The sequence below is a fragment of the Trinickia sp. Z7 genome (genome assembly GCF_056498045.1).
The window spans coordinates 19,569-33,790 of sequence record NZ_JAUEQW010000014.1; the positions used below are offsets into that span (position 1 = coordinate 19,569).

Annotated in this window: 9 protein-coding genes; 2 read left to right on the forward strand and 7 right to left on the reverse strand. The window is 62.4% G+C overall.

Annotated elements, in window-relative coordinates:
• Positions 1 to 1,077 precede the first annotated feature (1,077 nt).
• The 4 genes from QQS38_RS20690 to QQS38_RS20705 form a co-directional block, all read right to left on the reverse strand.
• Positions 1,078 to 2,049 carry an FAD:protein FMN transferase gene (locus QQS38_RS20690; protein ID WP_479647226.1) on the reverse strand — a complete coding sequence of 324 codons (972 nt, stop codon included), beginning with the start codon at positions 2,047 to 2,049 and terminating at the stop codon, positions 1,078 to 1,080.
• The gene (locus QQS38_RS20695) at positions 2,030 to 4,246 is read right to left on the reverse strand and encodes a PepSY domain-containing protein (protein ID WP_479647227.1); all 2,217 of its coding nucleotides are present in this window, start codon (positions 4,244 to 4,246) and stop codon (positions 2,030 to 2,032) included. The genes QQS38_RS20690 and QQS38_RS20695 overlap by 20 nt, the downstream gene beginning before the upstream one ends.
• A gap of 8 nt (positions 4,247 to 4,254) precedes the next feature.
• Positions 4,255 to 4,728 (reverse strand): DUF2271 domain-containing protein, encoded by a 474-nt coding sequence (locus QQS38_RS20700; protein ID WP_479647228.1) that lies wholly within the window; start codon positions 4,726 to 4,728, stop codon positions 4,255 to 4,257.
• Positions 4,729 to 4,797: 69 nt separating this feature from the next.
• Positions 4,798 to 5,256: a PepSY domain-containing protein gene (locus tag QQS38_RS20705; RefSeq protein WP_479647229.1), complete on the reverse strand. Its 459-nt coding sequence runs from the start codon at positions 5,254 to 5,256 to the stop codon at positions 4,798 to 4,800.
• A 137-nt stretch (positions 5,257 to 5,393) separates the two neighbouring features.
• On the opposite strand from QQS38_RS20705, the gene QQS38_RS20710 reads away from it, so the two are divergent.
• Together QQS38_RS20710 and QQS38_RS20715 are read left to right on the forward strand one after the other, a co-directional pair.
• Positions 5,394 to 6,056, forward strand: coding sequence for a response regulator (locus QQS38_RS20710; protein ID WP_479647230.1), 663 nt, complete (start codon positions 5,394 to 5,396; stop codon positions 6,054 to 6,056).
• Entirely contained in the window at positions 6,056 to 7,417 is a 1,362-nt protein-coding gene (locus QQS38_RS20715; RefSeq protein ID WP_479647231.1) for an ATP-binding protein, read from the forward strand. The genes QQS38_RS20710 and QQS38_RS20715 overlap by 1 nt, the downstream gene beginning before the upstream one ends.
• Before the next feature lie 131 nt (positions 7,418 to 7,548).
• Here the strand turns inward: QQS38_RS20715 and QQS38_RS20720 are convergent, their stop codons facing one another.
• The 3 genes from QQS38_RS20720 to QQS38_RS20730 are packed head-to-tail and all read right to left on the reverse strand — an operon-like array spanning position 7,549 to position 14,213.
• Positions 7,549 to 8,922, reverse strand: a complete 1,374-nt coding sequence (locus QQS38_RS20720) for a DNA/RNA non-specific endonuclease (RefSeq protein ID WP_479647232.1) — start codon at positions 8,920 to 8,922, stop codon at positions 7,549 to 7,551.
• A gap of 27 nt (positions 8,923 to 8,949) precedes the next feature.
• On the reverse strand, positions 8,950 to 10,059 hold the full coding sequence (gene tssA / locus QQS38_RS20725) for a type VI secretion system protein TssA (protein ID WP_479647233.1): 1,110 nt from the start codon (positions 10,057 to 10,059) through the stop codon (positions 8,950 to 8,952).
• A complete protein-coding gene (locus QQS38_RS20730; RefSeq protein WP_479647234.1) occupies positions 10,056 to 14,213 on the reverse strand; it encodes a type VI secretion system protein in 4,158 nt (1,385 codons plus the stop codon). Before QQS38_RS20730 ends, tssA begins: the two co-directional genes overlap by 4 nt.
• Positions 14,214 to 14,222 lie beyond the last annotated feature (9 nt).

Here is a 14,222-nt window from a genome sequence, read left to right on the forward strand (position 1 = left end):
GGACAGTAATATGCAGATGAGCCAATTGGAGCGCAGACGGGAAGACTGTCGACGATTCTGAGCAAGATGCCGAAGGGCTGCTCTGGCCGCGCCAAGCCACCGGAAATAAGCAGATTTTCTCGCCATCGCGGAACGCCCGCCGGGTTGCTTATAACGACGCGCCGTAAATACCAGCGCATCGGAGCGGTCCAATTATCGATCCGCGAGGGACGGCATGTGTGAGCGTCCGACCTCGATCGCGAAGTCGTGCGCACGACTCCTCGTCTGCTGTATTATCCACCGAGGCGCGGAACTTAACGGACAAGCATAATCGCCGGGCTACGAGACATTTTGGTGATCAGGTAGTGATGGACTCGTAGGGACTTCGTCAAGCGCACAGCACATACTAAAAAAGGGGTGCCATGCTACCGCAAGAACTCGTCAACTATATATTCAGCTTCTTGACGGTACGGGAAGCCACTCAGATCATGCACCTGTGCCGGCAATTTCATTACGCCGGCCTCGATCAATTGCGGACTAGACTCGCTCCGTATGTAACCAACTCGGGACAAATCCAGTCGCTCTCGCAGGCTAGACAAGTCCTGGCTCGCCCACTAGCCATGAGGCTAAACGATCTATACTCGGTACTCTCCGACCTGGAGAACTACCTCAGGGGAGAAGAATGGAACATGTCGCCGCAAGGGCAGGCTGCGATTCGGGAGCATCCTAGTGGGCGACCAACGTATACCACCGGATATTTGCCATCGACTCTTCCGAATGCTTCCAATTGGCCCGGCACTCACTTTACGACGATGGAACGCGCACTGGTTCGTAACATCAAAGGGGAGTCGTTCGATCTGGGTTACAACCTTCAATACACGGAATCCAACCCGTACAGACGTCTCCGAAAATATACGGTAGATGTCGATGTACTTGAATTTCTGGCAGCGATTCGTCAGCTAATCGAATGGCTCCGCGCCCAGCGCCATCGTTTCCACGCCCTTCTTGACGAGATATAGTGCCATCCGACGAAAATGCCGTCCGCACATGACCCGAGAAGCCGGCTCATTGCCTTGCCGATGCTGATAAAGCGGCGGGTCATCTCTGCGCAAAGCAGCCCGTCCCCGTTGCCCTCAAACCCTCACCCTCACGCACCAGAAAAAGTGCATCCAATCCTTTTCGGCGTGCGAACTGTACCCCGCGTTCATCACCTAACACCATAAGCGCAGTTGCATACGCGTCGGCATCCATGCATGTAGCTGCCAGCACAGTCACCGAGGCAATCCCGTTTTGCAGAGGCGCCCCTGTGCGCGGGTCCATCGTGTGTGAGACTCGCATGCTCCCAGTTTCACTCCAGTGCCGATAGTCGCCCGAAGTCGCAATCGCAACGTCGGTAATTTCAATTACCGCGAACGGCTCCCTGCGGTCGTACGCTGGCCGCTCGATCGCGAGTGCCCATGAAGAGCCCGCTGGCTTCGTTCCCCTTGCGCGCATCTCGCCGTCAATTCCGACGAGCCACGAATGAATGCCGTTGCGATCCATCATACGGCCCAGTTGATCAACGCCGAAGCCCTTCGCAATGCCACACAAATCGAGCGCCAGCGGCGCCCGCTTGCGAGCGCGACTTCCTGCGATGTCGATCTCGAGTAGGTCGCCGACCGGCGCGCGCGGCCTTTGTGACGATAAGTGCGGCACGTCGGGGCGACCAGTACTTTGCGGGCCGAACCCCCACTGATCGACCAGGTCGCCCACGCCGACGTTAAATGCGTTCTCGGTCTCGCGGCCGATCTCGGCTGCACGAGCAAGCACCATTGCGAGGCTGCCGGATATCGGCAACCACGCGTCGACCGGCGCCTGGTTCAGGCGAGTCAGGTCCGAGTTCGCCTTCCAGTTCGACATTTCTTGGTCGACCGCCTGCACCGCCATTTCGAGCTCAGCGGCAAGCGATGAGGGATCGAGGTCCGGCTCTGCGTAACATTGGGCACTATAGCGAGTACCCATCGTTTCCCCGTTGAACGTATGGCGGCGAAGACCACCTGTTCCCTTTTCCTCAATAGACATCTTCGACATAGCCCCCCCTCAATTTCAGGTCGCCTACCGTAACCCCAGAGCCGGCTAGAATCCGCTCCCACACGGCCGCGACCCCTCTTGCCATATCCCTGCTTCCGCACACCATGACGCGCGCCCCTCGGGCAACAAGCGCACGAAGCATCACGGCATCCCGAAGAAGTCGATCCTGCACGTAAGTTTTTTCCACCGGGCTCGACAGCGCGGTCGCAAGCGTGGTCAATTGGCGAGTGACCATGAAGCGACGCAACTCATCCTCGTAAAGGAACGAATCGCCGGCCCCCCGGGCGCCGAAATACAGATGCATCGGGCGCCTCGACGCGTTCTGCCGGATGAATCCCACAAACGGGCCGATGCCGGTGCCGGCACCCACCAGAATGAGCGGGACGGCAGGGGGCGCGGGCCTGAAACCGGGATTCGTACGGATGAATGCGTCGATCGAGTCGCCTGGTTGCAGGCTTGTCAGGTATCCCGAACACAATCCGTTCGGATGCCTGCGCACACAGATCTCGACGAAGCCGTCTTGCGAGCCGCTCGCCAACGAATAGAACCTCGGCACTGTGTCCCCTGGCGGCACGATGCCGATGAGATCCCCAGCCTCGAACGCCGGCAGCCGGGCCCCCATCAGTCTTTGCCATGCCGAATCAGCCTTGCGTGGGCAGGCGAAGCGCAATACCGAGGTGAACGTCTCGGACCCGGCCCCATAGTCCTTCCGCGCGATCAATTCGAGCGCAATGGTCCTTGGTAACGATGGCTGGTAATGAGGCTCGATCTCGACACCCAGCGCGGCGCTCAATCTGCCCGCCCATTGCCTGAACTCACTTTCCGACTGGCGATCTACCATCCCGATATCCGTCAGGGGACTCATACTCTTTGCGCACAAGGCCTCCTGCACCTTGCGGGCAAAGCCACAGAAACTCGGGAACTGGCGATCGCCGAAGCCCAGAACGGCAAATCGCATTTGGGCGGGAACCTTCATGCGAGCCAGCTTCTGGAGAAACTGCGTTGCGTTCGACGGCGCATTCCCGTCCCCGTAGGTCGACGTCAGAATGATGAGCCGCTGCGCTGTGCAGTGACGCGACGAAAGATCGTTCATCGAAGCGGTATGCACCCGAAAATTCGCCCTGGTGAGCGCTTGATGAATGGCCGTCGCGAACCCCCAGGTCGCGTTCGACTCGCTGCCCACGAGAATCACCGTATCCGCTCGCCGCACGCTCGCATTGTTGGGCAGATCAGGCATTGCGCGACGGCGCAGAGCCCACAACCAGATCCCGCTTACGGCAAGCACCGGAATCGAAGCGCTTTCCACGCCGAGCAACAGGGCTAACCACCAGATCCCTTCACCCGTGTGCAACATCAGCACGGTTTCATGGACACGCTGCCATCTATCGGAGTCCTGCCACGAGAGCCACGTTCCGGAGGACGGATCGATATACCCGGAACCCTTCGAAGTGCTCAATGCATAGACATCGTGCGGGTTTTGCGGTGCAGGGAACGCGAGTTCACGCAAGGCCGTCACGTCTACGGCTTTGAGTGCGGTGAGCCGAGCGACGGGAAGGGGTGCGCGCACGCTCGCATAATCGGGGTATGCAAGCTCCGCCGTCTGTCGTTCGGGGACGACCCCGAAGGTCGTCAAGGACATAATCAGTCCAGTGGCCGCCGAAAGCATCAGTCCAACGAGGGCGATGCGCGCGATTTCGTTATGCACGCGTTGAAGGCCGCTACCCCGAATTCGACCGGCAAGATGTCGCCACCCTCCCATGCGCCGAGCAAGGAGCGCGAGACCCGATGTCCCCAGCAACAACATGAAGCCTGCGGCAACACCGGCCGCGATGCGGCCTGCATCGCCAAGCAGCAACTTTCGATGCAGGTTCGTGACCCACCGCATCGCGGGTGACGGCACATACGGCCCGATGCCCGCCCCAGTCGACGGATCGATTCGGGAAGCGCGGGACTCGCCGCCGGAAGCGTAATAGGCGACGATTTCGCCCGACGGCCGCCGCACGATCTTGTCAAGCGAAGGGTACTGCGCGTTCACCCGTGAGGCGAGCGTTGCGACATCCAGCGCTCCCCCTGCGAGCGCGGGTGTGCGCGCACGCTCGAGGGCAGGGTTGAGGGACAGCACTGTGCCCGAGAGCGCCATGATCGTGAGTACGATCGCGGCAATCAATCCGGGCACTGAATGAAGCTTGCGAAGCATTTCGATTCTCAGAGCGTATAACGGAACGATTTCACATAGCCGCGGCCTTTGACCGGCTTTCCGGCCCCGGACGTCGTCAGGGGAATGACGATCTCGGATGGGTTCTCGTTCATCTTTTCCACCGCAGTGTCGACGTGGATCTCATATCCCGCGTCGATGAGCGCGTCGGCGACGTCGAGCGTTGCGCGCAGCGTTTTACCGGCGCCAACGCTGGCTCCCGTCACGCCATCGAGGGCGGCTCCCCCACCCGACATCCGATACCAGTCTCGAAGGTGCCTGTAGTATTTGGCCTTGTCCCCGGCCATCCACAATGTTCCTTGATAGCGTCCGCTCCGATCGGTGACATACATGACGACGTACGCGCCGTCGCCGCCGTAGCTGCTCAGTTGAGTCTCCAACGTGACCGGGCGCGCCGAAGCCATCGACGGAATCGCGAGTGCGCCGGCGATAACTGCAATAGGTAGTGCGAACATGGTGCTCATGACCTGACCTTTCGATAGTGACAATACTGATTCCAATGCTGAAAATCGTTGGGCGACTGCATCGGGCCCTTACTGGATCTGAACTCGCGGCCTTGTCCCCGGTGTGAAAATCCCTCCGGGAGGCGCGGCGGCGCTTGCCGGATCGACGGGCGCACTGTTAGATACGGCTGGCTTTCCGGCACTTGCGTCGACCGCGTGATGCCCCTTGCGCTCGTCACGCCCCTCATCGGCTCGATCGTCGCCTTCGGTTCTCATTCGGACAATGGCGAGTGTGGCGGGATTCACCTTTGCCTTGAAGCGACGTCCCTGACGATCCGTTCCGCGGACTGCGTAGCAACCATCATCCGTCTTGATCCTGGTCACGTTCCAGCCCTGTGCCTTGGCGAATGCATCGAGGTCCTTGACCGGCTTCCAGTCAGAGAGCGGCACATTGCAGGCATCGTCCGCCAGGACCACGCCGGCGCCGCCGGCGCAGACTGCGAAAAGCGATATGACTGCAAGGCCGTTGAGAAATGAGCGGCGCGCCATGCTGATCTCCGGTTTATCTGACAGTCGATACAATGCAGCCGGAAGCTGAAGCCAGCCTTGCGACCGCGAGGATTTTTCTTCAGTCTGGCGTAAGCTTGGCAACGCAGACTTGGCGTTAACTTCACCAGGAAGAAAGCATGAGAGTGCTGCTTGTCGAGGACGACAATTTGCTCGGAGAGGCGGTCAACGAGCAAATCACGCGGGACGGACACTCCACCGACCATGTGACGACCCTGCGCGACGCCCGGCGCTATGCCGAAGCCGCGAACTACGATCTGATCTTGCTGGACCTGCTGCTGCCGGACGGCAAAGGGATAGACTTTCTGCGCGAATTGCGCGTGGGCGGCTCGTCCGTTCCGGTCATCGTCCTCACTGCGCTCGACCAAGTCGCGGACCGGATCGCAGGACTAAATGCCGGCGCGGACGATTACCTCGTCAAACCGTTCGATCTTTCGGAGCTGTCGGCGCGTGTGAATGCGGTGGCGCGAAGATATGCGGGCAATCCCAATCCGCTGGTGACGTTTGGCGACATCGAGCTCGATTTGGCCGCGCACAGCATCATCCGAGCGGGGCGCCACGTTTCTCTCACTGCCAGCGAATGGGCATTGCTCGAGGCGTTGGTTCAGCGTCCTAATGCGATTCTGTCCAAGGCACAGCTCGAGGAGCGCCTTTATTCGTTTAACGACGAGATCGGCAGCAACACCATCGAGGTGCATATGAGCCGCTTGCGCAAGAAGCTCGGAGCCGATCTCATCGAGACGGTTCGCGGGCTCGGATACAAGCTCAGGCCATCGCCGTGATGCTGCACAGCCTTCAAGCACGTCTGGCCGCGATGCTCGCCATGGGTCTCGCGGTGCTCTCGCTCGTCGCGGCAACAGCTGCATTTCGGGTGTTGCGTAGTGAGATCGATCGGATGTCGGACAGTGCGCTGCAGGAGACGGCACAGCGCATCGTCCCGCTCGCAGTGATGGATGTTCTCGATCGTGATCAGCAAAGCGCGGCCGAGCGCATTGCGGGCGTGCGAACGCACGGGGAACTCCTGACGTATATCGTCCGCGGTCAGACAGGCGAGACCCTGCTTCAGTCGCACGACGCGAACCCCGCCATCTTTCCGCCGGCGCTCAAAGCTGGATTTGCCTCGACCCGTACGCATCGGCTTTACACGGAGACAGTCCTTCAGGGAACGGTGTCGCTCACCATTGCGGAGCCGTTGGAGGCGCGTCATCGCGCGGGGATCGACGCAGCCCTTGCCGTCGTGCAGCCGCTCCTGCTCATCGTTCCGCTGGGCCTAATCGGCGCATGGCTCGTCGTTCGTTCAGGACTGCGCCCGATCCGCCTGTTCTGCGACGGCATAGCCGCTAGAGGGCGCGATGACCTTAGCCCGCTGCGCAAGACGGGGATGGTTGCCGAAATCGAACCCATTGCCGATTCGGTGAACGATCTAATGCAGCGGCTGCACCGAGCGCTGACGGCCGAGCGTAGTTTCACTGCAAATAGCGCTCACGAGCTTCGCACGCCCATTGCCGCTGCCCTTGCGCAAACGCAGCGCTTGATAGCGGAAACAAAGGGCACGCCGGTCGAGACGCGCGCGCGGAACGTCGAGTCGGCCTTGCACACACTTGCACGCCTGAGCGAAAAGCTCATGCAGCTAGCCCGGGCAGAGGGCGGGCGTGTCTTGGCAGATACGGCGCAGGACTTGCGGCCGGTGCTTCACATGGTCGTCGAGGACATCAGGCGCGCCGAACGATCGAGCGTGCTGCGCCTGAAGTTGCCGGAACACGCCGTGCGCTCGCGTATCGACCCGGACGCATTCGCCATACTCGCGCGCAATCTCATCGAGAACGCGGTCAAGCACGGCGCCAAGACGGAGGCGATCGATGTGGTGCTCGCCGACGAAGGCCGGCTAAGCGTCATAAACCGCAGCCCTATCGTGCCCGCAGACAAACTTTCCCGCCTGATCGAGCCATTTGAACGCGGTGCGGCAACAGCTAAAGGTAGTGGCCTCGGACTGGCAATCGCGAATGCAATCGCTCAGGCGGGAGGCGCACGTCTAACCTTGCGCTCGCCGGCTTCAGGAATGTCGGATGGCTTCGAGGCGGTTGTCGACAATTTGAAGAACAGCGAAAGCGAGAACGGCCTTGAAGCGGGCTTCCACCGGTAGCGCCGCATGCAGCTCGGTATGTGCGAGATTCCCGGCCGCAGGTCACGTGCCAGGTATCGGCCGGACAAGGGCTACGGACGATCGCGCAGCCATTCGCACATATTGCCGTCCTCCATTGCCTGGCTGCTCCCTCAAAACCGCAGACGCGCACTACGCCACTCCCGCACATGCGCCACCGTCCCCGGTTCGATGACATCATCCGATTTCGCCCGGTTCCACCGCCCACTCACCACCTGCGCATTACTAAACGCATCGATCCCATTCCCCGATCCGGCCTTCGCAATGATGTGATCCACCTGCGGCGCAAAGGCGGTCGAGTCGAGAAACAACGCGCCGCGCGGCACCCTGTAGCGCGGCGGCAAATTCACCGCCTGCGCCCATTCGCGCACCGCATACTCGTAGCGCCCCATCGTCGAGCGCGCGGCAGGAGCCGCACTCAGATCCATCGTCACCTCGACTTCACGATAAACCTCGTCGTCTTCATTATCGGAAACGAGCAAGGCATCGTAGCCGTGGAAGATCATATTGGCCGCGAAAATCAGTTCGCGCTGCCAATCGTCGAACCCGTTTGCACGGAAACACTGGCTAAGCGTCATCCGCTCCAATTTCGGGTGAATGCGCTGCAGAACGTCGCTCTCGAGCATATAGTCCAGCGCGGCATAAGGCCGGCGGTGCGGCGGCGGAAGCTTGAAACTGAAGAAGGTCGCATCGCGAGTGTTCTCCAATCGCCACCCGGTAGCCGTCACCACCGCATGCGCCCTGAGCAACGGCTCGCGCAACTCCGTCACGAGTTCGCGCAGCGTGGCGAGACTCATCGTCCCCACCACGGATACGTCCTCCGGCACGATCGGCCCCGGCAACGCGGGCGTAAGCGTGAGCGTGCGCATATGCTTGAAGTTGAACGGATTGAACAGCAAGCCGATCGAGCTTTGGTAGCCGCGCGGAATATCGCCGAAGATCGCGTTGGCACTCGAAAGCACGTTTTCCCAACCGGCGCGCATGCGCAAGTCGTTCTTCTTGCCGAACGTGTAGAAATCCACGGAATATCGCGAGGGAATCCGTGGATCGCGCCCATCGTAGTGGCAATCGATCTTCATTCCCAGCAACTCGTCGGTGCGCGATGCGGCCAGTGTGCTCAGCGCCGCTTCCACCTGCATCTTCCACGTTTGCTGGTTGAACAACCGCGGCATCGGCACGAGATTGCGCTCGTCGTCGTCGCCCCCGTAAACGTCGGCAATGAGGTGCCCCCGCTCGGTATGAGCCGGCATCTCGTCGTAATCGTCCTGCGAGTGAAACATGCTCGCGTCGAGAGGCCGTAGCGAAATCGGATACGAGATCAAGTTCGTCCGTTCGCCCGATTTCCTGCCACCTCCATCGATGAACGCGTAGACGCGCGTCACACGCTCACGCATCTGGTGGATCGCCGCGAGTCCCACCGGCATATGCATGGCCGGGTGGAAATCGAATGCCATCGTCTGTGCGCACCACGCCAGTACCTTCGCCATCGTTGTCCCCGTCCCACGCGTCCGCGCTTAGAGTTCCACGTCCAGCATCGCCATATACCGGCCGAGATCGCCTTCTTGACTAACGATGTCGCGCATCAGATCCGGCAACGGCATGCGGCCCCAGCTAACGGCGCGCGCCAACAAATACGGCGTCGGGCTATGCGGCTCGTGCTCGGCAAGATAACGTGCGATTTCTTCGAGCAACCGGTATGCATGCGATCGATCGACGATATGCTCGCGGGTAAGGGGTAGCACTCGTGGCTGCATATCAACCTCCAGTTGCGTATCGTCAGGTTCGGCCCCGGCAACTTCATCGGGTTCCGGCCGTGCAGCCGCCGCGGGCAACTCATCCAAAGCGTGATTGCTACGCAGCGCGCGCGCCGCACGCTGCAGTTCGCTCAACGTGGCCGCAACTCGCGTAAAGCTCGGCGCTTCGTCACCCAGGTGATGGTCGAGCCGGCGCGATAGCGCATCGATAGCCGCAAGCACGTTCCCGGCAGTGCGCTCGAGCTGCCGGAGCAAAGCGAGATTCGATCCTTGCCCCGCCTCGCGATCGAGCATCTCTCGCGGCAAGCGCGCGGCCGGCCCGTCCTCCTCCTGCATCGAAGCCGCAACGACGCGGCGCCAATCGTCGAGATTGACGAAACCCGGCTCGACCGGCAGGCAGATCAATGGCACATGAAGTTTCAGCACGATCTCGAGCTGGCGGCTGATCCAATGAAGCGGCGCCGCGCGCGCGTCCGTGTCTGCGCCGTCGATTTGCGGGTACGCATGCTCCCAAAACCGATCGACGAAGTCGTTCAGCAACTGCATGCCAGCCATGAGGCCCTCGAGGCGGTAGAGCCGCGTCCACGCTTCGCACAACCAGACGGCCAAATGGAAGTCCTTGCTGCGCAGACGAAGCGCATCCGCACACAGCGATGCCACCGCATTCCAGTCGGCCTTGACGAGGGGGCGCTCCCACTCCCCCATCGGCAGCGACGGATCGTCCTCGCGCTGCGCGTCCCGAATCCGCTGCCAGACCGGATCCGATCGCAACGAAATGCCCACTCCGTCCCCCTCCGGCAACGGACTGAGAAGCGGCGTCAGATCGACGGCAAAACTCAACTCGGCTTCGATCAGATCGGATGGATTCATGAAGCGCTCCAGGTCGGGGCGTGAGTCGGAAAGCTACTCGGCCAGGCAAGCGGGATCTTCTTGCCGCCGGGCGTCATCCGCACACGCACGAACACACGGCCGCGCGGATACTTCGATACGAGCGCCGCATCGGCTGGGTTGGTCGTTTCGAGCGGAAATTCGAATCGCAGCAGCGATGCGCCGGCGCTCGCGCGCACCGTCGTATCGGCTACCCGCTGCGCGGAAACGAATGAAAGCAACGCCCATGGATCGGTGAACTGCCATGTCAGCGTCTGGCCGTCGGTCGCGAAATTGCGCTGGGCCGGATCGTTCTTCGCAACCAGCGGCGAATTCTTCGCGAAGCGCAGCACGAGCGTGACCGGCATGCCGTATTCCCAGTGCAGCGAATGCGGGGCGTCCTGCATCGACAGGCTGTGATCCCCCATGCGGATCGTCCAATCGATCAATTGATTGCCGGCCACTTCCGCCGTGCGGTCGGCGCGGAAGTCGACGTTGACGTCGTAGCCCGCGATCGTGCCGTCCGCAGCGGGATAAAGCGGCGCGAGCAACGCATCGACAGGATCGAACTGCTCGACGAAGCGGCGCACTGCATCGGCATGAATCGCTCGCGCACCGGGGCCGCCCGCCGAACGTAACGAGGAAGCCACCTGTTCGTAGCGCTTCAATGCCGCACCGAGTTCGCCGAAATCGGCAGGCATTGCGTCCGCGTCGTTCAGCTTCACCGACCGCGCGGGGCTGCTGAACGGCCGGCGCCAGGCCACGCTCTGATTGAACGCCGACGCGAAACCATCCCACTCGCGGCTCAACGTATTCGCATAGCTCGAGCCGCAGCGCGTCAGCAGGCCGTCGTAAAGCCGCATATGCAGCGTCGTGAAGTAATCGCCGCCCACGCCGGCCGGGCGCGGGGGGAAGCGGTCGACGCAATCGCCCGCGTTGGGGTCGGCCGCAACGGTCTGCAAGAATTGCTCGAGCATCAGCAAGCTGCTGTTCGGGTTCTTGAGCTGGTAACGCTCCAGATCGGTGACGATCGCCTGCCAACGCTGTGCGAGCGGCGAGTTCGCATCGGCGGCATCGAGCGCCGCCAGATACGTCTTCGCATCTTTGCCCAGCGTGAGCGCCCGCAGCGATTGCTGCTGCAGATACGCGTTCAGCGCGGCCGCATCGTTGACGCCGAATGCCGCGAGCACCGGCTTGACCGTCGTGGATCCGCTGTAAGCCGGGCGCGTCGCGTACAGATCCGATTGCGTCAGCATGGTGTCCACCAGGCGAAGATGCTGCATGGCGTCGCTCGAAACGAACGTGTCCAGATCGGCCGCCTGCGCATTCGCCCCCATTTCCGCAAGCGCGGCGCGGATCTTCACGAGCCGGGGGCGCGCCGCCTCGAAGGCCGCGCTGTTCGGATCGCCGTCCGTGGGCCCCACGGACGCCGCGGACGCCACTTGATCGAGAACGAGGCGCGCAAACTGTGCATCGAGCGCCTGCTGCACGGCGGGCCGAACGGCATCGGGCAAGGTCGCGAGGCCATCGGTCAGATACTTCTTGCGCTCGTCGCCGAGCGCAATCGCTTGATCGAGCCGCGTGCGATCCCACGTCACGATCGAGCCGTCGGCCACCGTCGGCAACGATAGATTGCGCGGCGCCACCATGAACGGCTGCGCCAACAACTTGGCCAAGCCGTCGCGCAATGCGAGCCGTGCCGGCGAAACCGCGTAGCGCGCATCCTTGTCCACCCATACGATGGCGCCATCGGGGCCGCCGAAGCGCTGCGCCATTTCGCTCGTAAACGCCTGAAAGGCCGTGGCCGAACGTTCCCGCGTTTGCGCGACGAGGTCGGCACCGAGCAACCGGTTTTGCGTGGCGCGCACGAACGTGCGCTCCCACACGGGGCCGGGGTTGAACTGAGCTTGGTGCATCCAGCCCGCCTTGCCCGAGGCGAGCAGACGTTGCTGCGTATCGATGCCGGAAACGATCGCCTGATAGCTGCCGTCCGTCTGCGCAAAATCGCCAAGGCCGATGCTGCCGACCGACAACGCGTCGATTTGTGCGGTCACCGCGCGTTCGGCCGTGAGTAGCGGGTTGGCCGTGAACATCTGCGCATCGAGTTGCTGCGCGCCTTTGTCGAACGTGCAGCGCACCGCCTCGCGAATCGCCGGCGTATTCAAACCGCCCGTGCCGTCCGCCGAATACGCGCCGCCGCGGCGCGAAGCGTCGCGATAGAAGTAGCGCAGGCTGCCGGCGACGTTGCCCTGCAGCTCGACGCCGAACGCATAGCGCACCACGAGCCGTAGCGCTTCTTCGTTGCCCGAAGACGGTCGCTGCAACCGCTGCATGGCCGCCAGAGCTGCGTCCAGCTGATCGATCGTAGCGACGTAGCGCTGCATGGCTTGCATCGCAGGCAAATCTTCGACCGCCAAGCTACTCACCACGGGGGAATCGTTGCTCAGCGCCGGAGCCGCGCAATCGGCGCCGACGATCAGTTGGCCGGTGCTCGGATCGCTCGTCACGCCGGTCATGCGGCTCACGCGCAGCAGCATCTCGCGTTCGAGCGCCGTCAGTGCGATCTCGCCGAACTCGTGTTCGAAGCGAGCCCGCACGCGTTCGTCCAAATCGTCGAATGCGCTCCATGAACCGGGCATGAACACGGTCCAGAGCGTGCCGATGTGTTGATCGTTCATGCCGATCAGCGACAACGTCTTCTTGCGGTACCAATCCGACGGCAGAGCCTCGCCGCCGCGCGCGGCGGCGTCGCGTTCCTGCGAATCGAGGTGCAGTTCGTTCAATGCGGCGACGAGCCGCGGGTTGCGATGGCTCAGCACGAGCGTGGCGCCCGTGAGCCCGATCGTCCAGCCTCCCAGCATGGCAATCGCCCCCCACCGCACCGCGCGATGCAGCAGGGGCCGAGTGAGGTGTTGCGAGCGCGACGGCCGCGTCAACCCGTATTCGAGGAAAACCTTCTTCTCGAACAAATCGCGCAAGAAGGCCGGCTGCAGCATGAGGTCGTTCAACGCCCGGCTTGGGTCGTGCCCGTCGTGCTCCGGCCCGCCGGTGTCGGCGCCCGCCTCCGCCGCGAAGCGCGGCTCGCGGTGCTCGTCGTACGGATCGAGGGCCTCGGGCGCATCGGGCGCCGACGCGTCGCCTGCCTGCGGCCGGTCTGCGCCCTGTTGCGCGAGCTCGCCGCTGTCGCCGGTCAGGTAGATGCCGCGGAAGAAGAACGGCTCGTGGTAGGCGCTCGGCCGCATCAGTTCATCGACATACAGCTGCAACTGCGCGCGCATCGCATCGACACGCGCGGGCAGCAGCAAACACCCTTGCACGTCCAGCATGCCCGTATCGAGCGTGAACAACTCGGCACTTGCGTCGGACACCGCGCGCTCGATGCTGCCCATCGCGGCATCGACCCAGCTCGATTGGTAGGTCGTGGAAAGATCGAACGGCGAAGACCAGCCCAGCATGCTCGCGCGCAGCGGCTCGGGCAATGCGCGCGCGAACCCGGCGAAGCCTTCGAGGCTCTCGCAGCCGGTCACGACGACGTAGACGGCGAAGCGCATCGCGAAGCGATTCTGTGCAAGCCATAGCCGGCGATGCGCGAGCTTTGCGTGGCGCTCCAATTCGAGCCGCGTGTCGGGATGGTCGGCGAGCAGCATGGAAGCCGGCACGGTCACGACGACGGAATCGAACGGCCGCTGCGGCCGGTAGTTGCGGCACAGGCTCAGAAATTCGTCCCACGGCTTTTCGTCGCTGCTTTCGTCGGGCGAGCCGAGGTACGCGGCCTTGATGTCGATCACCACGCCACGATCGAAGAAATTCCACGAGATGCCTTGGATGGCGGCCGGGTTTGCCGCCTCCGAACTCAAGACGCTCGCGACGCCCGCCTGCGCGATCGGCAGCGGGCGCGGGTCGTCGCCCTCGTTCAGGACGATGACCCACGGCACGTTGTAACGCTCGCTGCGCGAGGCGATGTTGCCTTCGATCAACTCGACGGCATGACGAAACGCATTGCGCAGCGAATCGGTGCGCAACCGCACGATCTTGCGATCGGCGGCCGGCTTGTTCTGTGCACTATGCGCCGCGATCCAGAAAACCGCGCCGAGCACGACGAGCACGACGACGATCAGCACGGCGACCGACAATAGGAATAGATTGCTCGTCAGCATAGCGCCGCC